The organism is Nitrobacter sp. (assembly GCF_051535215.1).
Classification (GTDB): Bacteria; Pseudomonadota; Alphaproteobacteria; order Rhizobiales; family Xanthobacteraceae; genus Nitrobacter.
On sequence record NZ_JBPPLY010000009.1, the window covers coordinates 32,463 to 56,274 of the forward strand.

Annotated in this window: 20 protein-coding genes; 11 read left to right on the forward strand and 9 right to left on the reverse strand. The window is 62.9% G+C overall.

The genetic code is table 11. From position 1 onward, the window contains the following. A partial coding sequence (locus tag ACS3WB_RS10585; protein ID WP_438275522.1) for an outer membrane beta-barrel protein occupies positions 1-254 on the forward strand: 254 nt, incomplete at its 5' end. Positions 255-281: 27 nt separating this feature from the next. Here the strand turns inward: ACS3WB_RS10585 and ACS3WB_RS10590 are convergent. The 4 genes from ACS3WB_RS10590 to ACS3WB_RS10605 form a co-directional block, all read right to left on the reverse strand. Further along, on the reverse strand, positions 282-1,859 hold the full coding sequence (locus tag ACS3WB_RS10590; protein WP_438275523.1) for an FGGY-family carbohydrate kinase: 1,578 nt from the start codon (positions 1,857-1,859) through the stop codon (positions 282-284). A 57-nt stretch (positions 1,860-1,916) separates the two neighbouring features. Continuing rightward, positions 1,917-2,480, reverse strand: a complete 564-nt coding sequence (locus tag ACS3WB_RS10595) for a DUF2478 domain-containing protein (protein ID WP_438275524.1) — start codon at positions 2,478-2,480, stop codon at positions 1,917-1,919. Between the two features lie 261 nt (positions 2,481-2,741). Further along, entirely contained in the window at positions 2,742-3,146 is a 405-nt protein-coding gene (locus tag ACS3WB_RS10600; protein ID WP_438275525.1) for a winged helix-turn-helix domain-containing protein, read from the reverse strand. Positions 3,147-3,319: 173 nt separating this feature from the next. After that, entirely contained in the window at positions 3,320-5,854 is a 2,535-nt protein-coding gene (locus ACS3WB_RS10605; protein ID WP_438275526.1) for a DUF3772 domain-containing protein, read from the reverse strand. 466 nt (positions 5,855-6,320) lie between these two features. Here ACS3WB_RS10605 and ACS3WB_RS10610 point away from each other — a divergent pair, with 466 nt between their 5' ends. The 4 genes from ACS3WB_RS10610 to ACS3WB_RS10625 all read left to right on the forward strand — a co-directional run bounded on the left by ACS3WB_RS10610 (position 6,321) and on the right by ACS3WB_RS10625 (position 9,761). Further along, positions 6,321-6,599 carry a hypothetical protein gene (locus ACS3WB_RS10610; protein ID WP_438275527.1) on the forward strand — a complete coding sequence of 93 codons (279 nt, stop codon included), beginning with the start codon at positions 6,321-6,323 and terminating at the stop codon, positions 6,597-6,599. A gap of 114 nt (positions 6,600-6,713) precedes the next feature. Then, positions 6,714-7,937: an acyl-CoA dehydrogenase family protein gene (locus tag ACS3WB_RS10615; RefSeq protein ID WP_438275528.1), complete on the forward strand. Its 1,224-nt coding sequence runs from the start codon at positions 6,714-6,716 to the stop codon at positions 7,935-7,937. A gap of 9 nt (positions 7,938-7,946) precedes the next feature. Then, the gene (locus tag ACS3WB_RS10620) at positions 7,947-8,489 is read left to right on the forward strand and encodes a flavin reductase family protein (RefSeq protein WP_438275529.1); all 543 of its coding nucleotides are present in this window, start codon (positions 7,947-7,949) and stop codon (positions 8,487-8,489) included. Between the two features lie 51 nt (positions 8,490-8,540). After that, positions 8,541-9,761 (forward strand): citrate transporter, encoded by a 1,221-nt coding sequence (locus ACS3WB_RS10625; RefSeq protein ID WP_438275530.1) that lies wholly within the window; start codon positions 8,541-8,543, stop codon positions 9,759-9,761. 15 nt (positions 9,762-9,776) lie between these two features. Here the strand turns inward: ACS3WB_RS10625 and pncB are convergent, their stop codons facing one another. From pncB to ACS3WB_RS10640, 3 genes are all read right to left on the reverse strand, one after another. Further along, positions 9,777-11,081 carry a nicotinate phosphoribosyltransferase gene (gene pncB, locus ACS3WB_RS10630; protein WP_438275531.1) on the reverse strand — a complete coding sequence of 435 codons (1,305 nt, stop codon included), beginning with the start codon at positions 11,079-11,081 and terminating at the stop codon, positions 9,777-9,779. Positions 11,082-11,248: 167 nt separating this feature from the next. Next, positions 11,249-12,130 (reverse strand): substrate-binding domain-containing protein, encoded by an 882-nt coding sequence (locus ACS3WB_RS10635; RefSeq protein ID WP_438275532.1) that lies wholly within the window; start codon positions 12,128-12,130, stop codon positions 11,249-11,251. After that, positions 12,127-14,169, reverse strand: a complete 2,043-nt coding sequence (locus tag ACS3WB_RS10640; RefSeq protein WP_438275533.1) for a TonB-dependent receptor — start codon at positions 14,167-14,169, stop codon at positions 12,127-12,129. Before ACS3WB_RS10640 ends, ACS3WB_RS10635 begins: the two co-directional genes overlap by 4 nt. Before the next feature lie 586 nt (positions 14,170-14,755). Between ACS3WB_RS10640 and ACS3WB_RS10645 the strand changes: the two genes are divergently transcribed. From ACS3WB_RS10645 to ACS3WB_RS10655, 3 genes are read left to right on the forward strand one after another with little or no spacing between them, the layout of a single operon-like run. Continuing rightward, positions 14,756-15,367 (forward strand): LemA family protein, encoded by a 612-nt coding sequence (locus tag ACS3WB_RS10645; protein WP_292617435.1) that lies wholly within the window; start codon positions 14,756-14,758, stop codon positions 15,365-15,367. Between the two features lie 21 nt (positions 15,368-15,388). Beyond that, positions 15,389-16,255: a TPM domain-containing protein gene (locus tag ACS3WB_RS10650; protein ID WP_438275534.1), complete on the forward strand. Its 867-nt coding sequence runs from the start codon at positions 15,389-15,391 to the stop codon at positions 16,253-16,255. A 1-nt stretch (position 16,256) separates the two neighbouring features. Then, positions 16,257-16,754, forward strand: a complete 498-nt coding sequence (locus ACS3WB_RS10655) for a TPM domain-containing protein (protein WP_438275535.1) — start codon at positions 16,257-16,259, stop codon at positions 16,752-16,754. Between the two features lie 55 nt (positions 16,755-16,809). Here ACS3WB_RS10655 and ACS3WB_RS10660 read toward each other — a convergent pair whose 3' ends face one another. Beyond that, positions 16,810-18,162: an amidohydrolase family protein gene (locus ACS3WB_RS10660; RefSeq protein WP_438275536.1), complete on the reverse strand. Its 1,353-nt coding sequence runs from the start codon at positions 18,160-18,162 to the stop codon at positions 16,810-16,812. A 264-nt stretch (positions 18,163-18,426) separates the two neighbouring features. Here ACS3WB_RS10660 and ACS3WB_RS10665 point away from each other — a divergent pair, with 264 nt between their 5' ends. Both ACS3WB_RS10665 and ACS3WB_RS10670 read left to right on the forward strand, forming a co-directional pair. After that, the gene (locus tag ACS3WB_RS10665; protein ID WP_438275537.1) at positions 18,427-19,623 is read left to right on the forward strand and encodes a hypothetical protein; all 1,197 of its coding nucleotides are present in this window, start codon (positions 18,427-18,429) and stop codon (positions 19,621-19,623) included. 93 nt (positions 19,624-19,716) lie between these two features. Further along, positions 19,717-19,887, forward strand: a complete 171-nt coding sequence (locus ACS3WB_RS10670) for a hypothetical protein (RefSeq protein WP_438275538.1) — start codon at positions 19,717-19,719, stop codon at positions 19,885-19,887. A gap of 57 nt (positions 19,888-19,944) precedes the next feature. On the opposite strand, the gene putA is transcribed toward ACS3WB_RS10670, so the two are convergent. Next, positions 19,945-22,950: a bifunctional proline dehydrogenase/L-glutamate gamma-semialdehyde dehydrogenase PutA gene (gene putA / locus ACS3WB_RS10675; protein WP_438275539.1), complete on the reverse strand. Its 3,006-nt coding sequence runs from the start codon at positions 22,948-22,950 to the stop codon at positions 19,945-19,947. Positions 22,951-23,128: 178 nt separating this feature from the next. Between putA and ACS3WB_RS10680 the strand changes: the two genes are divergently transcribed. Then, on the forward strand, positions 23,129-23,797 hold the full coding sequence (locus ACS3WB_RS10680) for a hypothetical protein (RefSeq protein ID WP_438275540.1): 669 nt from the start codon (positions 23,129-23,131) through the stop codon (positions 23,795-23,797). The last annotated feature ends 15 nt before the right edge of the window (positions 23,798-23,812 follow it).

The following is a 23,812-nucleotide window of genomic DNA, read 5'->3' on the forward strand; positions in this document are numbered from 1 at the left end:
CCTATACCTTCGAGGTCGATCACGATTTCCGCCGCTGGCTAAGCGCGGTCGGCAGATTCACCTACGGCACGCAGGATTATCAGGGCTCAACCCGCTCCGATGAGATCTACTCGATCTCCGGCGATCTCGTTTACAAGCTGACCCGCGAATTCCAGATCAAGGCGCAGGTGCGCCGCGATATTCTGAGTTCGAACATTCCCGGCGCCGGTTCAGCGTCGACCGTGGTGATGCTCGGCGTCCGGCTGCAGCGCTAGTATAGGCTGGTGTTGTGTTGGTGTCCGTCACGCAAGCCGCGACAACGCTCGGCGATGCTCGTGCATCAATAGAAACGCGCGATAGCGGCGGTCGAAGAAATCGCGCACCGAAGGAACTGGCTGCACGGTGCGGCCGATCCGGGTCATCGCCGCCGCGGCTGCCGTGAGCGACGGATAAAGTCCGCAGCCGGCAGCGGCGACACATGCGGTACCCGAAAGCACGCCGTCGGGTTGTTCGGGAAGGGACACAGAAACCCCTGCGGCGTCGGCGTAAAGCTGGACCAGCAGCGGGCTTGCGGCATGGCCTCCCGTCAACCGGATCTGGTCGATGGCGTAGCCGGCGTCGTTCAGGGCATCGATGATATGTCGCGTACCCAGCGCGATGCCGATCGCGGTCGCGAAATAAAGCCGGGTCAGCGAATCGGCGGAGGCATCGAGGCGCAGACCGTGGATCACGCCGACGGAATCGGAATCGGCGAGCGGGGAGCGGTTGCCGTGAAAATCCGGCAGCACATGCAGGCCTTCGACGAAGGCCAGGCCGCTCTCGGTCAGCGCGGCCTCGATCCGTGCCGCCATCACCGCGTGGCGGTCCGCGCCGAGCGATTGTCCTTCGGCGTGAAGGTCGAGGATGTGATCGAGCAGCGAGCCGGTGGCGGACTGGCCGGCCTCGTTGAGCCAGTAGCCCGGCAGCATCGCGTCGTAATAGGGACCCCATATGCCGGGAATTTGCCTCGGATCGGGGGATGCCGCCATGTGGCATGAGGAGGTGCCGGCGATCATGGCGAGCGTCTCGTTGAGCAGGGTGGCATCGAGCCCGCCGAGGACGCCGATGCCGCCGGCATGCGCATCGATCGCGCCGACGCCGACGATGCAGTCGCGGCGCAGTCCAAGTTCGGTGGCGCTTTGGGCCGCCAGAGGACCCGCGCTCGTTCCGATCGATTGCGTCGAGGCAGGAAGCGACGCGCGATCCGGCAGGTCATCAAGGCCGATGCGCGACAGAAAATCGCTTTGCCAGCCCGGTTTCTCGTGAGCGAGATAAGTCCATTTGGACGTCACGGTGCAGGTGGAGACCGTGGCCCGTCCCGTCGCCTTCCATGTCAGGAAGTCGGTGAGATCGAGCACAAGCCCGTAGCGACTCCACGCATCGGGGCAATGCCGCTTCAGCCAGAGCAGCTTCGGAATTTCCATTTCCGGCGACATCACGTTGCCGACATGGTCCAGCACCCGATGGCGGGTAGCTGTAATCTCTTCGGCTTCGGCGGTGGCGCGATGGTCGGCCCACATGATGACGTTCCACCGATCCTCGCCGGTTACCGAAACCGTGACTGGCCTGCCGGCGCGGTCAAGGGCGACGAGCGAGCAGGTGGCGTCGAAGGCGATGCCCTTTACCTCTCCCGCGGCGATGTGTCCGGCCGCAACCGCTCCACGCACCGCCTGGCAGACCGCGGTCCAGATTTCGTCCGAACTGTGCTCGGCATGATCGGGCTGGGGATGCGCGGTTGAAAACGGAGCTTCGGCGCGCGCAAGCAGGACGCCGCGCTTGTCGAACACGCCGGCACGCGCGCTGCTCGATCCGACGTCCACCGCGATCACAAGGTCTTGCATGCAGCCATCTACAGATGAAGGGCCGCGGTCGGTCAAGAACGTTATGACGGCGAGAGCTTATTTGAATATCTCGCACACCGTTGCGCGATCGCTTCGGCGCAGGCTGGCATTGCGGGCCGATACGAGGCGCCACCACGCATCCAGCGATTCGCGGTCGCAGTGCAATTTGACGGTCATGCCGCCGGCGAACGTGATCCAGTCTGAAAAATGGTGGGTTGGCACGGCGATCACGACTGGAATGTCGGCACCGAGCGCGTGTGCGACCAGGTGGGCAAGGCCCTTGCCCTCGCGCTCCTGCCGGCCGAAGCGGTTGACGATCAGGATGTCCGCGCCTTCGTCGAGGATTCTCGCGATCCGCTCGCCGACGCCCGTCAATTGTCCGACGTCGAGCCGGCACCCCGTCGAATAAGCGTTCCTGTCCTGAAATAGTTGAAGTTGCTCACCGGTAGGCACAAGCGTTGCCGGCAGGCTCGCATCGGGACAGTAACGGCCGAGTTGAACGATGCCCACGGCCCGGTAGCCGTTGGCGTTCAGATCCCAGGCGAACTCACGCAGGATCTCATCCGGATCCTGACCCTCCGTATAAACCAGGGCGGCAAGGTCGCATTGGGCGTCGAACATGATTCGCCTCCTCAATCAAGGTCGCGGCGACGCTCGCGGTGAGTCCCTGGTCGGGCAGGGGCGGCCAAAGCCGGGCGTCGGGCTTCTCTCGAGCCTTTCCGCTTCCGATGAAATCAGAAGCGGGGTTAGCACTCTAATTCGTCTTAACGATATATCCAAACATATATCACGCTGGGAAGGATCAGGCCAGAGCCGAACGCTGCGGGCGGTCGACTGTTTCGGCTGGGCCTCGGCGGCCGCTTGACGGCATGGCGCTCCGGATCAACGAGTCCTGGTGTCTTTGTCTCGTTCCGCGCTTTTTTTTGGGTGCCGGATGTCGTTACGCAGCGCCTCGAGTTCCTTGTGAGCGGCGGTTGAGGCGTCGCGCTCGATCTTGCGATAGCGTGCGACCAGGGAGACCCCGAACGGGGTCAGGACCGCGCCGCCGCCATTTTTGCCGCCGGTCTGCCGCGCGACCGCGGCCTGCCTGCAGATGCGGTTTATTTCATCGACGAGATCCCAGGCGCGCTTGTAGGACATGTCCATGGCGCGTCCGGCGGCTGAAATCGAGCCGCAAGCCTGTATGCTCTCGAGCAACTGGATTTTGCCCGGTCCAATACGGCCCTTTGGGTCAAGATCGATCCGCAAGCTCAATGAGGGGATTGATTTGTTGGATGAAGCCTGCATGTCACGCCCGATGGTATCTGGAAACAGAAACTATACATCATTCCATGTTGAACGTCAGCTTTCGAATGATGTTGTTGAGCGCGCTTCCCCTTCGAGAAGAGGGGAAGGTGCTGATCCAAGATCACCTTGCCGTGTTGGACGTGATTCGTGCCGGCGGTTGACCCGAGCGCGCGCTATGGCGCAGCGGACCGTTCGGTTCCGGCCGAATCTCGTGCGGCCAAGCGTCGTCCGGCCAGGTCGCGGACCAGCGCTTCGATGCGGTCGAGATCCCGCACATGCAGATCCCGTTGAGGGTTCGGAAGGTTGATTCCCTCCTTGCGGAAACGCTTGAGTATCTCGAGCCTGACTTCGTTGGCGGCGCCGGCGTCGATGCCGATATGCGCGACGTGAAAGAACACCGTGAATTCCAGGGCGTCGGCGCCGAAATTGCCGAGAACGGCGAACGGCTCGGGTGATTTCAGCGCGCGCGGATGGTGGGCGACGATATCGAGCAGGATTTCGATCACCTTGTCCGGATCGGCATCATAGGAGGTGCCGACTGCTACCGAGAGGCGGGCCGAATAGCTGCCGTGCATCCAGTTGACCACCTGTCCGCTGATCAGGTCCGCGTTCGGCACAATCACCGAGACGTTATCGTAGGTCGCGATCTCGGTCGCACGCACGTTGATTCGCTTCACGACGCCCATGCGGGTGCCGACCTCGATGCGATCTCCGACCTTGATCGGACGCTCCACGAGGAGAATCAGTCCGGAAACGAAGTTGTTGATGATGGATTGCAGTCCGAAACCAATGCCGACCGACAGCGCGCCGGCGACGATGGCGACGTTTTGCAGGTTGAGACCGACATAGGACAGCGCGATCAGGGTGGCGAGAATGACGCCCGCATACCCCGCGCCGGTGCCGATCGAACTGCGAACGCCGACATCGAGACTGGTTTCCGGCAGGAAGCGCTCTTCAAGCCAGCGCTTGAGCGCGCGCGTGGCTACGACGCCGATGATAAAAACCGCCACCGCGCCGAGAATTACGGATGGTGCGATGGTGATATTGCCGATCTGGACGCTGAAGAACGCCGAGGACATCGACGTGAGGAGGTCGTCGGAGCGGATCCCCCAGGTTGTGAGCACAACGAAGGCCGTCAACCCGATCAGCGCCAGTTGAACGAGGCCGCCGAGCACCGCGGCGATCTGCCGGACCGCGCTGCTGCCGAGACCCGCGGTTTGCCGCAAAAAGCGGCCGATCGCCCCATGAAACGCAAACGTGGTATTGACGAGGACCGCGGCGAACCGGCTCAGCAGCACGAAGCTCATCAGCGCGGCGACCACCACCACCATCTCGATCGTGACGAACCGGCCAAACGCGACATAGCCCGCGAGCGGTCCGAGAATGGCGGCCGTCGCCATCACCCAGCCGACCGGAATCAGCAGGCGCCACGCGGACTTGTTGACGGCGGTGGATGGGGACGGAGTGGTTTCGTCGTCCGCTTCGGTTGTGGCCGCAACACGAAGCGCGCCCATGAAGAGCAGCGCCTTCGCAATGGCGATCATGCCCCGGCTCGCGATCGAAAGTTCGATCGGAGCCCCGATCGCGACGTTCACGGCGTCCACAACCACGCCGAACGCGATGACCATGGCGAGCAGGACCGCGAAGGATATCACGCCGTCGGCAGCGGTATTGTCCATTTCGATCAGACGCCAGGTCGGGCGTCCCGGCGCCAGCACCGCGATCGTCAGGCGGACAAAGAAGAAGCCGAATGTGATGCCGATGAACAAGGCACGAACGATCGGGCTCACGTCATCGGGAAGAACTCCGAGCATCACGAGCGCCTGATAGAGCACGAGCAGCGCGACGGCGGTAAGCGTGGTGTCCGCAAGGACGATGACGGCGGCGGAGCCGGTCTTCCGCAGCGGGCTCGGACTGGCAATCTCCGGATCTCGTTTTGTCCAGCGCGACCACCAGCGCCGGCCCGGCGACAGGAAAAACCCGAGCACCACGACGGCAGCGATTGCAAAACCCGACGCCGCGCGAAGCGGCTGTGACGCCAGTACCCGGCCCCATTTGGAGATGAGATCGGTCAGGTGGCTGGCGGCAACCGGAACGGCGTTTGCGACGGTGATCCAGAACGTGGGATTGACCAGGCTCGGAGAGCGTTGCAGCACCGAATCGTTAAACATCGCGCGCCGCCGATCAGAAATCGCCTCGATCGTTTGCTGAGCCCGCACGTTGATGAGCTTGGCCTGCTGAATGATGCCCTGCCGCGCGGCGACTTCAGCCAGCAGCTTGGCGCGCTCGAGTTTCACATCGTCAGATGGCGGAGCGGTCGCGTCGGGGCTTGGCGCGAGTTCGGCCGCCCGTGCAGTCGCTGCTTCGAGCGGAGGCGTGATTTCCGAGATCAGGTCGCGCGCTTCACCCTGCGTGGCAGCGGTCCGGTTTCGCAGATTGTTCAACACGGCGTCGTCGATCGCATGGGCGCCGAGGACCGCTTCGATCTGATCGAGCGTCTGCTTCCAGCCGTCGAGTTTCGATTGTGCTTGAGGAAACTGCGGTGCCGGTACGGACGGCAGATCTTCGGCGGGGGCCGCCGGCGGAGGCGCGGCCGCAGGGCTCGCCGGCTTGGCGGTGCCGCCGTTTCCGGGAGCCGGCGTTCCGGCATGCAACGGCATCCAAGATAGAAACACGATGAAGAAAATTGCCGCGCGGATTATCTTCATGGCTCTCTGCCTATCGAACGGTGCTGAAATTGATGCAGCCTTCCGGAACGGAAGGCGAAGCCGGCCATGATGGTTGGTGTCCGGCTATGCGATGCGCGTAAGCGCCATTTTGGTTTGGCGGTACGATAGGCAGAAATCCGCCTATTGTATGTATTTCAGTTCAGCCGCTGCTTGCTTGAATGGCAGGGTCAACGGCGTCCCGTCAATGCTTCATCCGCTCGTCATGCTTGGCGTGATCCGTGACGCGAATAGCTCAACCGAATTCCCGACCTGTCCCGTTGAGTTGCTGTGCCCGAGCGCGATCCAGCGTCGCCGCACGGGGTATATGGCTTATATCTAATTGATATTATTGTATTTTATTTGGCGTGTGGCTTGAGTGATGAGCCTCACAGTTTCCCGGGCGGCGATGATCCAGGATGCGGCATCGACAATGGCCGCAGAGTTCACCGCAATTGAGGAGCCAAAGATGACCAGCGTTCGCATCGAGATCGTCCGCCAGATAGCCGCGACCCTGACTGTCGCAATCTTCTTCGTCATGTTGGCTAGCGCAAGCCATGCCTTCACGGCCGAAGCGCAACGTCAGTGCACCGGGGATGCGTTCCGCCTGTGCAGCTCCGAAATTCCGGATATCGGCCGGATCACCGCCTGCATGGTCAAGAACCGCTCCAGCCTCAGTTCGGGCTGCCGCGTCGAACTCGACAAAGGTCTGGCTGCTGCGAAATCGCACAAGGTCGCTGAGCAGTAGGCGGTCGCGCGTCTTCGCCGGTTGCTATCGGTTGGTGATCCTCGTCAAACTCGCCTATGATTGGGCAAGTACCGCAAGATGGTCCGTTGCGCGGCGGACAGTGAGGACTACCAGATGGCAGGTATCAGGCCGCCTGCGAATCCGTCGTCAGAACCGGATCACGACGATAACTATTCCGCCATGATGGCGCGGGCACGGGCGCTCGTGCCGCAATTGCGCGAGCGGGCTGCGAGGACGGAAGAGTTGCGGCGGCTGCCACCCGAGACCGAGGAGGATTTTCATGCGGCCGGCCTGTTCAGGATTCTGCAGCCCAAGCGGGTCGGTGGCTCCGAATTCGACTACGTGGCTCTCGTCGACTTCGCCGAGGCGATCGCCATGGCCGACGCATCCGCGGCGTGGACGCTGGCGAACCTTGCGAGCCATCACTGGATGCTCGGCATGTTCGAAAGCCGGGCGCAGGATGCCGTCTGGAGCAAGGATGCGACCGCATTGATCGCTTCATCCTTCGTATTTCCTTCCGGCCGCGCCAGGAAGGTCGACGGCGGCTACCGTTTGCAGGGCCACTGGCCGTTTTCGTCCGGTGTGGATTGCTGCGACTGGAACATGCTCGCGGGGATCGTCTCATCCGATGATGAAGCCGACGGTATCGAGTACAGGATTTTTCTGCTTCCCCGCGCAGACTACCGCATCATCGATATGTGGAACGCCGCCGGCCTGAAAGGCACGGGCTCGAACGACGTCGCTGTCGAAGACGTTTTCGTCGAAGACTGGAAAACGCTCTCGGTTGCGGAGATTGCCGGCGGTCCCTCGCCCGGCAGCGCCGCTAATCCGAATCCCCTTTATGCGCTGCCGGTGTTTGCGCTGTTTCCCTTCGTGCTGTCCGGGGTGGCGCTCGGTAACGCCCAGGGCTGCCTCGAAGACTACATCGAGGTCGCACGCCACCGCGCAACCACCTTTAGCCGCGCCATGCTCGGTGATCTTCAGTCCACGCAGATCAAGATTGCCGAAGCATCCGCGAAGATCGACGCCGCACGACTGGTCATGCGCTCGGCCTGCATCAGGGCGATGCATGATGCGCGGCGCGGACTGATCCCGGACATGGCGGTCAAGACCGCATGGCGTCGCGACGGCGCCTACGCCGTGAACCTGTGTACCGAGGCGGTGTCGCTGCTGGTTGCAGCGAGCGGGGCGCGTGGGTTGTTCGCCGGCTCCCCGCTGCAGCGGCAGTTCCGCGATGCGAACGCGATCAATTCCCACATCGCGTTCAGCTTCGATGCGGCGGGCACGGATTACGGCCGGGTTGCTCTCGGCCTGCCGTCCAAAAACTTGACGTTGTGAGGTCGTCTGATGACAGGCGGTCCTGACTTCCCCGGCGCACCGGATCCGGCCAACGAACTCGCGAGCGACCAGTCGTCGCTCGATCCGCGCGACTTCCGCAATGCGCTCGGAACCTATGCCACCGGCGTCACCATCATCACGGCCGCTGACCACGCCGGAATCCCTTACGGGCTGACGTGCAACTCGTTCACGTCGGTGTCGCTGAACCCGCCGCTGGTGCTGTGGAGTCTGGTAGTCTATTCGCGGAACATGAGCGTCTTCCAGAACGCCAGCCATTTCGCCGTCAATGTGCTCGCCACTTCGCAGCAGGAACTGGCCGTCAAATTTGCGACGCCGTCGAGCCGCAAGTTCGAGGGGGTCCCCTGGACGCCGGGCCTTGGCGGCGCTCCGCTGCTGTCCGGTGGCGTTGCGAATTTTCAATGCCGTACAGTCGATCGCTATTATGGCGGAGACCACGTCATCTTCCTCGGTGCCGTGGAGGCCTACAGCTACAACCGGACCGAATCGCTCTTGTTTGCTCGCGGCGAGTATGGCCGCTTCGTCGGCGAATAATGCTTTGCCGGTGAGGGTTCTCCAAGATCTGCCGGAATATTCGAGAGCGCGATGGCAGATCCGATTCTGATTCTCGGAATTCCCCTCGATTTCATCCTCTTTGGGTTCATCCTGCTCGGCATTGCGCTGTTTCACCGCCATACGCTTCCGATCGCCCTGATCGGCCTTGTAACTATCATCGGCTACAAGGTCGGCTTCACGGGATTCAAGTCCGGCGCGGGGTGGAGCGGGCTCGGTCACCATATGGCGCACGAGTGGGTCACCCTGGCGAACCTGTTCCTGCTGCTGATGGGATTTGCCATTCTGTCGCGACACTTCGAGGAAAGCCGGATCCCGGACGAAATGCCGGCGCTCCTGCCCGATGACTGGAAAGGTGGCGCTGTCCTTCTCGTCATCGTCTTCGCCCTGTCGAGTTTCCTCGACAATATCGCGGCAGCGCTGATCGGGGGCACGGTCGCGCGCCACGTCTTTCGGGGCAAGGTCCACGTCGGCTATCTCGTCGCGATCGTTGCGGCCTCCAACGCCGGCGGCTCCGGCAGCGTGGTCGGGGATACGACGACGACGATGATGTGGATCGACGGTGTCAGCCCGCTCAGCGTCGTGGAGGCCTATATCGCGGCCGTCGTGGCGCTCGCGATTTTCGCGGTTCCGGCCGCGATCAAGCAGCACCGATTTTCGCCGATCGTGAAGAAGCCATCGAGCGGCTTGCGCGTGGACGGTGCACGAGTCTTTATCGTTGCCGTCATCCTGACCGCGGCATTGGTCGCAAACGTGACCGCGAATCTGAAATTCCCGGCGCTGCTCGATACGCTTCCCGTGCTGGGGCTCGCAGTCTGGGCAGCGATTCTGCTGACCGCGTTCCTGCGTGCACCGGACTGGTCCGTCATGCCCGAAACCTTCAAGGGCACGATCTTCCTTCTGGCGCTCGTGACCGCTGCCTCCGTGATGCCGGTCGAGACATTGCCGCCGGCGTCATGGCAGACAGCGCTCGGCCTCGGATTTGTCTCGTCCGTGTTCGACAACATTCCGCTCACCGCGCTGGCGCTCAAGCAGGGCGGCTATGACTGGGGATTTCTTGCTTACGCCGTCGGCTTCGGCGGTTCGATGGTCTGGTTCGGCTCTTCTGCCGGCGTGGCGCTGTCGAACATGTATCCCGAGGCGAAGTCGGTAGGCTCATGGCTCAGGCACGGATGGCCCGTTGCGATCGCCTACGTTGCCGGCTTCTTCGTGATGCTCGCCGTTCTCGGCTGGCATCCCGATCAGCCGCATTGAAGCGGCCGCTTCAACTCAGACGTGAACGGGAGAATGGACGCGGCCGGCATGTCCGAACACGCGCAGGTAGCGTTCGATTTCCGACGGTTCGCCGGTCGCCTTCTCGGGATTGTCCGACAGTTTCACGGCGGGACGGCCGTTGACCGATGTTACCTTGCAGACGATCGAGATCGGGTCGAGGTCGGCGGTGCCGTCCGGCGAACATCCCACGAAATCGTTGGTCAGGTTGGTACCCCAGCCGAAACTCACCCGAACGCGTCCGGCAAAATGCCGCTGCGTCTCCTCAATTGAATCCGCGTCCATGCCGTCGGAAAACACCAGCAGTTTTTCCCGGGGATCGCGGCCCTTCTGCTCCCACCACCTGATGATCTCCTCGCCGGCCGGGATCGGTGGCAGGCTGTCCGGGCGGAAGCCGGTCCAGTCCGCCACCCACTCCGGCGCGTCGCGCAGGAAAGCCTTGGTGCCGAAGGCGTCGGGCAGGGCGACCAGCAGGTTGCCTCCATAGGTGTGCCGCCATTGGTCGAGGATGCGATAGGGCGCCCGGCGCAATGCGGCATCGTCGTCGGCGAGCGCGGCCGCGACCATCGGCAGTTCATGCGCGTTGGTGCCGATGGCCTCCAGATCGCCATCCATCGCGAGCAGAACGTTCGACGTGCCGGTGAAGGCGGGTCCCAGTGCCTCCTTGGCGGCTTCCACGCACCAGCGCTGCCAGAGAAAACCGTGACGGCGCCGCGTTCCGAAGTCCGACAGCCGCAGATCGTCCAGCTTGCGCAATCGCTCGAGTTTGCCCCACAGCTTTGCCTTGGCGCGTGCATACAGCACATCGAGCGCGAAACGACCCTGACCCCTGGTCACCTGGCGCGACCGCAACTCGTTGAGAATGGCGAGCGCCGGAATCTCCCACATCGTGGTGTGGGTCCATGGCCCATGGAAATGCAGCTCATACTGGCCATCGACTTTCCGCAATTCGTATTCAGGAAGCCGGAACGCCGCGAGCCAGTTGATAAAGTCCGGCGTGAACATCTGGGTCTCGCCGTAAAATGTGTTGCCCGCGAGCCAGATCAGCTCCTTTTTGCTGAAGGCGATGCTGCGGGCATGATCGAGCTGCGCCCGCAACTCACCCTCGTCGATGACCTCGGCAAGCCGGACATTGCGGCTGCGATTGATGACGGAAAACGTAACATGCTCGTTCGCATAGAACTCACGGATCATCTGCAGCATGAGCAGCTTGTAGAAATCGGTATCGAGCAGGCTGCGCACGATCGGATCGAGGCGGAAGCCGTGATTATACGTTCGCGTCGCGATATCCGTAACGGTCATGCCGTAAACTATAAGGCAGACGCGTGATCGCGAACAGGCCGGTTTGGTGTCGCGGCGGGTACGCGAAAGCTCAGACCCGGAAAGCTGGTGCGTCGACTGTCCAGGTTTGCCGACGCACCCCGTTGTACATCGGTCGTCGCTGAGGCGGCATCCGTTTTGGACTCCGGCTAAAGCCCGCCGCCCGGAACGAAACCGTATTCCGGAAGGCGCCGTTGCGCATCCGGAGACATCAGGTAGAGCGCGAAGCGATACGCAGCCTCCCTGCGGCCAGCATCCTTGATTGTCGTCAGTATCGTCAGGCCATAGTTGATGGGCATCGCGAGCGGCGGAGGCACTTCGACCCGCGTCAGCGGCAAATCCGACGGCTTTTCAGGTTCGGCGCTGATTTTCGTATGCGAACTGCAGTAACCGATGAAGGCGTCGGCCTCGTGCCGTGTAAAGAAATAGTGCACCGCCGTTTCGCCCGCCGGCAACTTGGGACTTGCTGGTCCTCCAACCAGTGGATGCGCGTTTCTGATGAGAGTGTCCTTCGCGCCGGCGCGAACGGTCTCCGCGCGATCGAAGAACTGCCAGGCATAGTCGCCTCCGGGATCGGCGCCCGGCGTCGACGTGCCGATTTTTACTGACGGCTCAAGCAGCTTGTCGAGCAGAGTGGCTTGAGTGAGACCAAGCTCTGCGCGTCCGGTTACGCAGAGTCGATTTCTGGCGAAGATGACGGGCCGCGTGCCGGCGCCTTCGAGGAAAAGTTGCTGCGGATGCTCCATGTTGGCGGAAACGAAAACATCCGCGCCGCCCTCCTTGCGAATCCTGCTCAGGAGCAATCCGGCCGGGCCAAATGTGAATTCAAACCTCTGGCCCGTCGTCCTGGCGTAATCCTCCGCAATTGCGGGGAGAATGCCTCGCGTGCTTCCGGCTGCGTAAACCCGCAGCGCCGGCGCCTGCTCCTCCGCTTCCGCCCGGCAGACCCATGAGCCGACGATCCATGAGCCGACGATCGTCGTCAGAGTGAGGACGCCTGCATATGTGACCGCGATCGTCCGGCTCTTCATAGCTCAACCTGCAATGAGGCGCGGAAAGTCCGCGGCGCGCCCAAAATGCCGGTCGCAGAACCTGTCGCGTTATATCCATTCTGAGCGGCCGGCGTCACGTTGGCCCAATAATGAGCATCGGTGACATTGAAAGCATCGAACCTGAACGTAACCCGCTTGTCGGCAATGAGTTGTGAGTAGCGCATGCCAAGATCGAGCAGGGCATAGCCGGAAACGAATGACGTGTTCGCGTAATCCGTCGGCCGGTTCGTCGCGTAGGTGACGTTCCCGGTGAATGTCAGTCCTTGGACAGTGGGAACGTGATATTCGACCAGACAATTCGCGACGAACTGAGATAAGCCCAGAATGCGTTGGCCCTCAGTTTGCGGCGAGCCCGTATTGTAGAGCCGTGGGTCAATGAAAGTCATCCCGCTGAATACTGTCCATTGATCGTTGATGGCGCCTGACGCCATCAGTTCAATTCCACGATTGATCTGCGTTCCTTTCACGGAAAAAACGTTATCCGTTCCGGTGTAAGCATAGGGCCGTTCGATTCTGTAGAGCGCGGCATTCAGGTTGAAGCGCCCGAAATCGAATTTGACGCCAAGTTCATTTTGATTGCTTCGATACGGGGCCAGGGTCTGGCCCTGATTGGCGGTGCCAGCCGGTGCGTTATCGCCTTGCTGCAAACTATCGGCATAGGTGTAATAGGTCGTTATGTCTTTACGTGGCTTGAACATAATGCTGCCGAGCGGGCTCCATCCGGTAGCACTGGATGCGCTCGTGAGGCTGCCAACCGAATTGTAGTTGTGGGTATCGATCCAGCTATCGCTGATGGCGCCCAATACCGACCATTGATCGTTGAAAGCAATGGTGTCACCCAGGGTAAGCGACTGCTGGAATGTGTTCACGGATCTGTAGCGGTTTTTGAAATCAGGAAAATTCGGCTCGGGATAGACCGACGGATTGTCGAGACTGGCCCTTCCAGCCGTGATTGCGCCCGTCTTGAACGGCGTGTAGCGATCCCAGGAGAAGCCGTTGGTGGCGAGAACCAGATCGTGCTTGAGCGAACCCGTCTCGAAACGGCCGTTCAGAGCGGCTTGATTGCTGTTGACGACGTCCAGGCTATAGGTCGTTGTCGCCGCGGTGGTGACGTAATTTCCAGCATTGTTCGTGATCGTATTTGTCGGAACGGTGGAAGCGCGATCGCTTGTATTGCGCGAGACGCCGGCGGAGAAGCTCCAGTTCTCGTTGAAATCGTGCTTGATGCGGCTACTCAAGAATGTTGTCGTATTGTCGTCTCCTCCCCAAGGCTGGCCGTAACCAACCTTTGTCGGGTCGACCGCTGCCGGAAAGAGGACGCCCTTTGCAACGGCGAACGTTCCAGGCAATCCCTCTGTTTTGTAATGGTAGATGCTCGCATTCGTCTCGAGCACCGTGTCGGGACTGAAGTGGATATCGCCGCCGAAGCTGGCGAGTTGGCGCTTCAGCCGACTGTTGCGGACGTAGCTTTCGCCATCCTGATCGAGAAGGTTCAATCTATAGCCAAAACGATGCTCGGGATCGGCGAAGCCGCCGAGATCCGCATGTGCGACCCACTGGCCCGTGGAAAGATAGCCTGCCGTCAAACGCTGCAATGGATCGACGGTGGGGCGCTTCATGACGTAATTGAAGGTTCCACCTGGTTGAGCCGGGCCAAACAACGCGCCGGCAATCCCGTTCAAGACGTCAATGCGTTGAAATTGCTCGATCGGATATTCAGTGGTCGCGGCGATATTCAGCCCGTCGATGCGCGTATTTTGCACAACGCTCGCCTGAACACCGCGAGTCTGGGGACGGACGTTTTCGCCCTGAACCGATGGAATGAAGCGAAATGCCTCGCGCACGCTTTGGATCTGCTGATTCTCGGCGAAACCTTCTGAAATCGTATTGACCGAGAAAGGCGTATCAATCAGCGGCTTCTTGCCCAGGGGCCCGAGTTCTATGCGGTTGACCTTGTAATCAGGAGTCACGTCGGCAGTTTGCGACGCATCGCTCCGGACATCGATTGTCGGAAGCATTTCTTGAGCCGATGCGCTTCCACACAGCGCTACCAAAATCGACAATGAAGGAACTCTGCGAAGGCGGTAACGCCTGGGACGACGGTCAGACGACATCTGGTCTCCTTAGCGGCAAAGACTGCTATATTCATATAAATATATCGACCATGCTGCATAGGGTGAAAATGTCACAGTGTCTGACTCTGTGCTGAAGACCGGTGGTGAGTTCTCGAGGCCGTGTTCGCGGGAGGGCCGCCTTCCCCAGAGCCGGACCCATGACATCGTGCGGAGCGGACTCGGCGGTCTTCCGGCGGAGTTCCCATCTCGTGGATCTGACGGTGAGGGCCATCACGCGCAACCGAGGGCGGCCCGTCGGCGTCGGCGACCGTGCCGCGGACGCGATGGAGTGGGACTTGCGGCGCGGCCGGATATCCGTGAAGCGCATCCGGCGCTATAACCGGCCTTGCCGGTGGTCGTTGTGGACGGCAAGGGAATTGACAGGAACGACGCGGTCACGACATCTGCTAGCATTGCGGTTGCGCGACCGAAGAGATCGCGCGGACTTTTCCCTCGAACGCAGACCTGATTGCCCGGCAGGAGACATATGATGCGGAAGTTTTTGACGGTGCTGGCGGCGCTCGCCACCTTGAGCCTGACCAATTGCGGCTACAACGCCATCCAGTCGCAGGACGAGCAGATCAAGTCCGACTGGTCCGAGGTGGTCAATCAATACCAGCGCCGCGCCGACCTGGTGCCAAACCTCGTCAATTCAGTGAAGGGCTTCGCGCAACAGGAGAAGGACGTCCTGCTCGGCGTCACCAACGCGCGCGCCAAGGTCGGCAGCATCCAGGCGACGCCGGAAGTGCTCAACGATCCGGCGGCGTTCCAAAAATTCCAGGCCGCCCAGGGCGAACTCTCCAGCGCGCTGTCGCGCCTTCTGGTCGTCACCGAGAATTATCCGCAGCTCAAATCGGATACGCTGTTCCGCGACCTGATGAGCCAGCTCGAAGGCACCGAGAACCGCATCACCGTCGCGCGCAACCGCTACATCAAGGCGGTGCAGGACTATAACGTCACGGTCCGTTCGTTTCCCACCAACCTGACCGCCATGGCGCTGGGGTACAAGGCCAAGCCGAACTTCACCGTCGACAACGAGAAGGACATCTCGACCGCGCCGAAGGTCGATTTCAACCCGGCGCCGGCCGCGCCCGCGAAGTAGCCGGCACAGGCGGTGACGGCGATGCGCATCCTGAAGGCGGCGCTGCTGGCGCTGATGCTGTGCTGGATCGGCGCGGCATCCGCCGATGTCGCGGTGCCGCCTTTGACCGGGCGCGTGGTCGATCTGACCGCAACGCTGAGCAGCGATCAGAAGGCGTCGCTCGAACAGGAACTGAAGGCGTTCGAGGACCGCAAGGGCAGTCAGGTCGCGGTGCTGATCGTGCCGACGACCGCGCCGGAAACGATCGAGCAGTATTCGATCCGCGTTGCCGACCAATGGAAGATCGGCCGCAAGAAGATGGATGACGGCGCGATCCTCGTCGTCGCCAAGGATGACCGCAAACTCCGGATCGAGGTGGGTTACGGCCTCGAGGGCGCGCTGACCGACCTCACCTCGAAGCGCATCATCGACGAAGAGATCGTGCCGAAATTCCGCAACGGCGATTTCACCGGCGGCATCTCCGCGGGCGTGGATCGCATGTTGCGCGTGATCGACGGTGAGCCGCTGCCCGCGCCGAAGCCGCAGGGGCAGTTTGCGAACAATTTCAACGTCGATGATCTTTTCAATCCGTTCGTCATTGTCGGCGTGCTTGTCTTCGGCGGGATCTTTCGGAGCATCCTGGGCCGGCTTGTCGGCTCGGTCGCGACCGGTGTTCTTGCCGGCGTCGCGACCTGGATATTCGTCGGCTCGCTGATGGTTGCCGGGATCGCCGCGGTGCTGGCGTTCGTCTTTACGGTGGTGGGGGACACCATTGTCTCGGGCGTGGGGCGGGGCGGCGGCACCTGGGTCGGCGGCGGCGGCCGGGGAGGCGGCTCGTTCTCCGGCGGCGGCGGATTCAGCGGTGGCGGCGGCGGCTTCGGCGGCGGCGGCGCATCGGGGAGCTGGTAAGATGGGCATCGGGCGCATCGGCAGGCATCTGATCGGGCATCGCTGGCGGGTGCGAAAGCATTTTCCCCCGGACGCGATGGCCGCCATCGAACGGGCGATCCGCGCCGGCGAGACGACCCATTCGGGGCAGGTGGTGTTCGCCGTGGAAGGCGCGCTCGACGGCGGTCCGCTGTTCCGCGATCAGCCGGCGCGCGAGCGGGCGCTCGACGTGTTCGCGCATCTGCGGATCTGGGATACCGCGCGCAACAATGGCGTGCTGATCTATCTGCTGATTGCCGATCGCGACGTCGAGATCGTCGCTGATCGCGGCATTCACGCGAAGGTCGGCGCGGCGGTCTGGAAGGCCATCTGCGCCGCGATGGAGGCTGAGTTCAAGCAGGGCCGTTTCGAGACCGGAGTGGTCAAGGGAATCGAAGCCGTTTCCCGGCAACTTGCAGAACACTTCCCGAAGCAGGGAGCCGGTCCGAACGAACTGCCGGACGCGCCGGTCGTGATCTGACCGGTGGACGCCTGAACGTCGGCCGCCGGCGCCGAGCCGATATCCGGCTCCCCCGTCAGTCGTTCTTGTAGATCACGCCGTCCTTCATGATGACCCGGAAGTTTTTCTGCGGATCGGCGAGGAGGTCGATGTTCCTGAGCGGATCGCCATCAACGAGGAGAAGGTCGGCGAGAGCGCCCACTTGCACAACGCCGAGCCTGCCGGGATAGGGTGCGCGCGGGCCGCTCAGCGCCAGGAGCTGGGCATTGTCGTAGGTCACCAGCCGGAGAATTTCGGCAGGGGAGAACCACTGCTTCAGCGACAGGATGAGATGATTCTGTTCGGCGTTGAGTTCCGGCTCGAAAAGGATGTCCGTGCCCCATGCGAGCTTGACGCCGTACTTCTTTGCCAATGGCCAGATGCGGGCGTTGCCTTCGACGATGTCCTTGCGCTTCGCGCGCCGCTCCGCCGTCATGTTCGGCGAATCTGCAATCAGGTTCTGGGCGCTCAGCCAGATGCCTTTCTGAGCCATCAGCTTGATCGTCGGCTCGTCGAGCAATTGCCCGTGCTCGATGCACTTGACGCCCGCCTCCATCGCCCGGCGGACCGCGCGGGGCGTATAGGCGTGGACGGCGACATAGGTATTCCAGTCGGAGGCGGCATCGACCGCGGCCTTCATCTCATCGAGCGTATATTGCGTGACGTCGATCGGGTCGTAGGCCGACGGCGTGCCGCCGCCGCCCATGATCTTGATCTGGCTTGCGCCCATTCGCAGATTCTCGCGCGCCGCGGTCAGCACCTCGTCGCGACCGTCAGCGATAAAGGTCGCGCCTTCCTCCTCGGCGCGGGAAGGTTTGCCGAAGAAGCGGCGCGAGCGCTCATCCGGCGTGCGGAAGTCACCGTGCCCCGAGGTCTGCGAGATGATCGCACCGGACGGCCAGATGCGAGGCCCCCGAACCTTGCCGCTGTCGATCGCCCGCTTGAGCGGAAAGATCGGGCCGCCCATGTCGCGAACGGCTGTGAAGCCTCGTAGCAGCATCTCGGTCGCTGATTTCGCCGCGGCTGCGCCGAGCTGCTCGGCTGTCGTCTTCGGATCATAGAGATCGCTCAGCAAGACCGCGCCGAACGTCAGATGGACGTGGACGTCGATCAGCCCCGGCATCAGCGTGCGACCCTTGCCTTCTATAATTTCAGCCTTGGAATCCGCCGCGTCTGCAGATGGTCCGATTGCGGCGATGGTATTGCCGCGGATCACGACGCTGGTCGGCGGGCCGAGATGACCGTCGACCACATCCAGCACGCGCACATTGCGGAAAATCGTCTCGGCGACAGGCTGCTGCGCCGCGGCCGGCGAGAGGGACAGCGCGAGAAAAGCGCTCGCGACCAATGCGGCTCGACACGAGTGATGGATGCGCGATTTATTCAACATGCCCAATACGTTCTCCGCTTATGCTCCCGGCGGCCCTTGTTGCTGCGTCACAAGCGAGCCCGTCGCACGTTTCGCCGGCCTCGGTTAAGCCGTTTTGTCGGTCGGAAAAAATCCTAAAATTTCCGCAATGGTCCCGAAGGTAACGATTCCGCAAGCAATGAAAAGTTACCAAATTGTCAACCCATCATGGAGGTTTTTAACGTGAGCGACCATTCGTCTGATCGGGCCGATCGTGGCCCCCGTGACAAAATTTCCGGGTTGGACATGTCGTCACGCGCCACGTCTCCGGAGCTTGCGCCGGAGCAGGAATTATCCGCGCCGCCGCCCGACGACGTCGTGGCGCCGAAAGCCGAGGTATCCGAGCCGAGGCTTGATGCTGAGGCTCCGAAGGCGGAAGCACCCCTGATCGAGACCGAGCTTGAGGCCAAAGCTCCGGAGGCGGCAGCGCCGTTGGCGGAGCCGCGGGTTGAGGCAGATGCGCCGAAGGCGGAAGCGCCGTCGATGGAGCCGAAGATCGAGGCCGAGGCTTCGAAGGTGGACGCATCGATCATCGAACCGAAGATCGAGGCCGAGAGCGCGGAAGGGGAAGCGCCCTCGATCAAGATCGAGCCGACGGCTCCAGCTAATGTATCCTCGATCGAGCCCAGGTCCGAACGTGAAGCTCCGAAGACGAACGCGTTGCGAGAGACCGGCAGGCTGATGATGGTGCCACCGCCGTCCCGCGGCAAGTCATGGGATCGCCCGGGGATCGATCGGGGAGTGGCGGCAGATCGCGGTGCGCAGCGGTCCGGGAAGCGACGCTTTGCGGCGATCGCAGCGGTCGCAGTGCTGGCCGCGATCACCGGCGCCGTTGGCGGTTCGCTGGCGATATCCGGTCTCCGTCATGGCGTCGCGAGCGAGCAATCGTCGGCGACGGCGAGTCAGACCCAGGCCCTGGAAGCCACGATCAAGCGGCTCGAGTCCGAGGTCGCTACCCTGAAGACGGGCATCGACCGCTCGGCCAAGGGCGATGCCGGCCAGTTCGCCAGGATCAACGATCGCCTGGACCGGGCTGAAAAGGCGCATGCCGAGTCGGCGGCCAAGCTGACAAGGCTCCACGAGACGCTCGACAAGCAGCATGCGGCCGTCGCTCCGGTCGTTTCTCCAGCGGTTGCATCTCCAACGGCTGCCTCGGCCGCGACGAATGTGACCGGATCGATTCCAACGGCTGCTGCTCAAACTGCCGCCACTACTCCGGTGCCGCTGCCGGCGCCGAAGCCGGCTGTCGCACGCCTGCCGGCAGTCGAGGGCTGGGTGTTGCGCGATATCACCAACGGCGGCGCGTTGATCGAAGGGCGCGGCGGTCTCTATGAGGTCTACGCCGGCGATCCGGTGCCCGGGCTGGGCCGCGTCGATGCGATCCGCAAGCAGGACGGCCGCTGGGTCGTGGTCACGAGCAGAGGACTTGTCGTTTCGCACTGACGGGTGGCAGCGGCCTCGCGACCGGATCAGGCGCGCCGGAACTATTTCGTCCGTCGCGGTTTGATGCGCAACGGTCTATCCGCGGGGCGCGCAATGATGAATGAGCCGGAGCAGAGCGAAAAAGAGCGCAATCGCGAAATTGCCCAAAATGAGCGCGAGCGCACGACGGATAGCGCCGTGCGTGTCAGTTCATGGGCGATAGGTGCTGCCGTCATTCTGGGTCTGATCGCGCTCGGGCTCGCGTCGCCGTGGCTGGGCCACTAGAGCCTTTCCGCTTCTGATGGAATCAGAAGCGGGGCTCTATGATTTTATGGATGTTGACTACTCTTCTCCGCTCATCAACGCGGCATTGCCGCCGGCGGCAGCGGTATTCACCGTCACGGTCTGTTCGCTCGCGAAGCGCGCGAGATAATGCGGGCCGCCCGCCTTGGGTCCGGTCCCCGACAGGCCGTGACCGCCGAACGGCTGCACGCCCACCACTGCGCCGATCATGTTGCGGTTGACGTAGATGTTGCCGACTTCAAGACGGTCCACGATCGCTTCCACCGTGTCGTCGATGCGCGAGTGGATGCCGAGCGTCAGGCCGTAGCCGGTATCGGCGATCGAGCGTAGAACGGCGTCGAGCCCGGACGCGCGATAGCGCACGACGTGAAGGATGGGTCCGAACACTTCCTCGGTCAGTTGACGGGCGTCCGCCAGCTCAAAGATGTGCGGCGCTACGAAATTGCCTGACGGGGGAGCAACACCTGCAAAATGCACGCGGGCCTCGCGCGTCATGCGCGCGATATGCGCATCGAGCCGCTCCTTTGCCTCGCGGTCGATCACCGGGCCGACATGGGTGGCCGGATCGGACGGGTCGCCGATTTTCAGTTCGCGCGCGGCGCCTGAGATCATTTCGATCATGCGATCGGCCACGTCCTCCTGCACGAACAGCAGCCGCAGCGCCGAGCAGCGCTGCCCGGCCGAGCGAAACGCCGAGGTCACGACATCGTCGGCGACCTGCTCGGGCAGCGCCGTCGCGTCTGCGATCATGGCGTTGATGCCGCCGGTTTCCGCGATCAGCGGCACGATGGGGCCGTCCTTTGCGGCGAGCGCGCGATTGATCGACCGCGCCACGTCCGTCGAACCTGTGAAGACGACACCGGCGATGTCGCGGTGCGCGACCAGCGCCGCCCCTGTCGGACCGTCGCCCTGAAGCAGATGAAGCGCCGCTGGCGGAATGCCGGCCTGGTGCAGCAGGCGCACGGCCTCCGTTGCGACCAGCGGCGTCTGCTCGGCGGGTTTCGCGACCACCGTGTTTCCCGCCATCAGCGCCGCCGTCACTTGTCCGGTAAAGATCGCAAGCGGAAAATTCCACGGCGAGATCGCGGCAAAAACGCCGCGCCCGCGCAGTTGCAGCGTGTTGCGCTCGCCGGTCGGCCCGGGCAATGGCTGCGCGTCGCCAAACAGCTTGCGGCCCTCCGCGGCGTAGTAGCGGCAGAAGTCTGCCGCCTCGCGCACTTCCGAGACAGAATCGTCCAGCGTCTTGCCGCCTTCCCGCTGCAGCAGCGCGATGAAATGCGCCGATCGATGCTCCAGCAAATCGGCTGCGCGTTCCAGGGTGGCTGCCCTTGCCGCAGCCGGCGTGCGGCTCCACGCGGGAAAACCATCGCGCGCCGCTACAACCGTGCGGTTCACGTCCTCCGGCGCGTCGCGTTTCACGGCAGCGGTGGACGTTTTTTCCGCCGCGACGTCGGCAACCAGCCGATTCAGCGCCGCGCGCTCGCCGAATTCGATCCCGCGCGAGTTGACGCGCGCGGGCTGATACAGATCACGCGGCAGCGGGATCGTCGCATTCGTCGCGCCGTCGGAGTTGCCGACGATCTCGGAGGGCCGGCGAAGCAGCACCTCCGCCGGCACACCGGGATCGGACGCCATCGCGACGAAGGACGAGTTGGCGCCGTTTTCGAGCAGGCGCCGCACGAGATAAGCAAGCAGGTCGCGGTGACTGCCGACCGGCGCATAGATGCGACAGGCGATGCCCGGGTGACCCTTCGCGAGTTGCGCGTAAAGTGCTTCGCCCATGCCGTGCAGGCGCTGGAATTCGTATCCCTCGTCGCTCTCGGTCAGTTCAAGAAGCGTGGCCACGGTGAGGGCGTTATGGGTCGCGAATTGGGGAAAAATCCGCGGCCGCAGCGTCAGCAGTTTCTTCGCGCAGGCGATGTAGTTCAGGTCGGTCATCGCCTTGCGGGTGAACACGGGATAGCCGTCGAGCCCGCGTTCCTGCGCCCGCTTGATCTCGGCGTCCCAGTACGCACCCTTCACCAGGCGGACCATCATCCGCCGGTTCAGGCGTCGCGCGAGATCGTCGATATAGTCGATCACCGCCGAGGCGCGCTTCTGATAGGCCTGGATGGCGAGGCCGAAGCCGCTCCAGCCGGAGAGCGAGGTAGCCGCGGCGACAGCGGCGATCACGTCGAGCGACAATTCCAGCCGGTCGGCTTCCTCCGCATCGACCGTGAAGTTGAGATCGCGCGCCTTGGCGCGCGCGGCGAGATCGACGACGCGCGGCACCAGTTCCGCCATCACACGCTGCCGGCTCACCGCCTCGAAGCGAGGATGCAGCGCCGACAGCTTGACCGAAATGCCGGGGCGGTCGGGCAGGGGGTTGTCGCCGGCGCGCTGGCCGATCGCCTGAATCGCGGCGGCGTAGGAGTTGAAGTAGCGCTCTGCATCCGCTCTGGTGCGTGCGCCTTCCCCGAGCATGTCGAAGGAGTAGCGGGCGTGACCGGCCGAATGCGCGTGCGCGCGCGCCAGCGCCGCCTCGATGGTCTCGCCGAGCACGAAATGGTTGCCCATCAGCCGCATCGCCTGTCGCGTCGCCGCTCGTACCGCCGGAATGCCGATCCGCTTCGCCAGCCGACCGATGGTTCCTTGCGGCGTCTCGCCCGGCTGGATGACGAGCGCTGACAGCCCGAGTGCCCATGCGGATGCGTTGACGAGGAACGCGCTTGACCGGGTCTCGTGATGGATGAAGTCGCCTTGCCCGAGCTTGTCTTCGATGAACCGGTCCGCCGTTTCGACATCGGGCACGCGCAGCAGCGCCTCGGCGAGTACCATCAGCGCGAGGCCTTCCTTGGTCGACAGTGAAAACTCGCGCAGCATGTCTTCGACGCCGCCAAGCGGATCGTCGTTCCGCCGGATGGCGTCGATCAGGCCGCGCGCGGTGCGATCGATCCGCGCCTCGCGTTCGGGCGTTAGCTGCGCCTCGGCCAGCAACCACGTCGCCATTGCCCTGTCGTCTGCTGCAAAGGGAGCCGAAAACGGCGGTGGAAGCTGGGATGACATCGGCTATTCCTCGGCCTTCCGCAAAACTGCCGTGAGAGAAGTCATGCGGGGTCGTCCGCGTGCGGAACGAATCTGACATGCTGTTGCGGTCGCGCGACCCTTTCTCCAACTGAACAAGCTAAGCTCGATCCGGCATGGAGCCAATGGGGCGATGGTACCCGCGAATGCATGAGGCGTGATGGCGAGCTTTCCAAATCGGCGAACCGGCGGATCGAGCGCGTGCCGTATCTCGCAGTTGTTTGCGGCGGTGGTGACTCTGCTCGCGGCGCAAGCCGTGGACGGCCGTGCCGTGGCGGCTGAACTCAGCCCCGGCATCGCGCAGCTTTACACCTCGGTTTCGATCTATCCCCCGAGCGCGAAATCCATGACGGTCTGCTATGGCTTCGTCTGCCGCCGCCGGGAGTCTCTCGATTTCACGTCTGCCGACCGCGGCGCGCTGACACGAATTCTGGCGTCAGGCCGGTCGTCGGCTGCCGCGGAGCGCCGGGCCGTCCAAAAAGCGGTGGTCTGGTTCGATCGCCGCATGGGACCGGTGCTTGGAACGGACAAGCGGGTGGCGCGGGCCGATTTCCGCGCCGGCGACGACAGCCACAACTTCGATTGCTGGGACACCACGCGTAACGTCACCAGCCTGTTGCTGGTCCTGCAGGACTGGAGACTGCTTAAATTTCACACGGTGGGGAATCCGCATTATCGCGGCAATGCGCTCGCGTTGCAGACCCCGCACAATACGGCGGTGCTGGTCGAGCGCGCCACGCATGCGGAATGGGTCGTCGACATGTGGCCGCGGGGTTACGCGCAACTGCCCGACGTCATGCCCCTGGATCGATGGATCAAGGAAAATTGATCGACGCGATGCCGC